At 67.7% G+C, this 1,523-nt stretch carries 2 protein-coding genes; both read left to right on the top strand.

The features are described from left to right. The first annotated feature begins 79 nt into the window (after positions 1-79). A complete protein-coding gene (locus ACFVX9_RS39750) occupies positions 80-463 on the top strand; it encodes a transposase (protein WP_380381112.1) in 384 nt (127 codons plus the stop codon). Between the two features lie 20 nt (positions 464-483). Further along, positions 484-1,488, top strand: a complete 1,005-nt coding sequence (locus ACFVX9_RS39745) for an IS3 family transposase (protein ID WP_387987185.1) — start codon at positions 484-486, stop codon at positions 1,486-1,488. Positions 1,489-1,523 lie beyond the last annotated feature (35 nt).

The following is a 1,523-nucleotide window of genomic DNA, read 5'->3' as shown; positions in this document are numbered from 1 at the left end:
CCCTCTCTGTCAGCCTTGGGTGAGACATCCCGCTTTGTCGGGTTAGCCTGAGAGGGCCCGAGTAGGAGTTCCACCCCTGATGACCAGCACCAATCCGTCCGCAGCCGACCCGGCTCCCCGGCCGAAACGCCGCACGTTCAGTCCCGAGTACAAGCTGCGGATCGTCGCCGAGTACGACGCCGCGCCCGAGGGCGAGAAGGGCGCGGTCCTGCGCCGCGAGCGCCTGTACCACTCACACGTCACCGAGTGGCGGGCCGCGCGCGACGCCGGGGCCCTGGAGAACCTGGTCGACCGGCGCACGAGCCCGGCCCGTCCGAAGAAGTCCGCCGCCGAGGTCGAGAACGAGAAACTGCGCCGGCAGGTGGAACGGCTGGAGAAGGAGCTCGCCCGGAACAAGGCCGCGTTGGAGGTTCTGGGAAAAGCGTCGGCGCTCTTGGAAATGATCTCCGAGAGCGCGGACTGAGGCACGCCGCCGATCCCGTCGTGGACGAGGCGTTCACCGCCGTCGAACACGAGCTGGGCATCACGGCCGCGTGCCGGTTGACCGGCCGCTCCCGGGCCACCCACTACCGCAGGCTGAAGCCGCCTCCCCCGCGCGGGCCCAGGTCCCCGCAGGTCCAGCCGTCGGCCCTGACGGCCGAAGAGCGAGATGCGGTCCTGGCGTTGATGAACAGCGCCGAGTACGCCGAACTGCCTCCCGCGCAGATCTGGGCCCGCGAGCTGGACACCGGGCGCTACCACTGCTCGGTCTCCACGATGTACCGGATCCTGCGCGAGCGGGGGCAGTCGGGTGAGCGCCGCCGCCAGGCCACCCACCCGGCCAAGACGGTGCCCGAACTGGTCGCCGACGGCCCCTCCCAGGTGTTCACCTGGGACATCACCAAAGCGGCCGGCCCCCGCAAGGGCATCTGGTACCACGCCTACGTCATCATCGACATCTTCAGCCGCTACATCGTCGGCCACACCGTCGAACTGGCCGAATCAGCCGAACGGGCCGAAGAGTTGATCCGCGAGGCAATCGAGCGCAACAGCATCGTTCCCGAGACCGTGCACGCCGACCGCGGCACTTCGATGACCTCCAAGAAGGTCTCCCAACTGCTGATCGACCTCGGCGTCACCCGAAGCCACTCGCGTCCCAAGGTCTCCAACGACAACCCGTACAGCGAGGCCCAGTTCAAGACCACCAAGTACATGGCCGACTTCCCACAGCGGTTCGACTCCCTGGCCCACGCCCGGGAATGGTTCGACGCCTTCATCTCGTACTACAACCACGAGCACCGGCATTCGGGAATCGGCCTCCACACACCTGCCAGCGTCCACTTCGGCACCGCCGAGGAGGTCCGCGACCAGCGGGCCGTCACCCTTGCCGAGGCATACGCCCGGCATCCCGAACGCTTCGGCCGCCGTCCCCGACCGCCCGAGATCCCGCAGACAGCATGGATCAACGACCCCAGCAAGCGCAGGGAACCCGCCCCACAAACCTCCTAACATCCCGACCGTCTCACTGGACTTGAAATCTTCCG

Origin of the sequence: Kitasatospora sp. NPDC058243 (assembly GCF_042882025.1) — a bacterium.
GTDB lineage: Bacteria > Actinomycetota > Actinomycetes > Streptomycetales > Streptomycetaceae > Kitasatospora.
The sequence above is the reverse complement of the archived record's forward strand: the minus strand, read 5'-3'. Positions and strand labels throughout refer to the sequence as shown.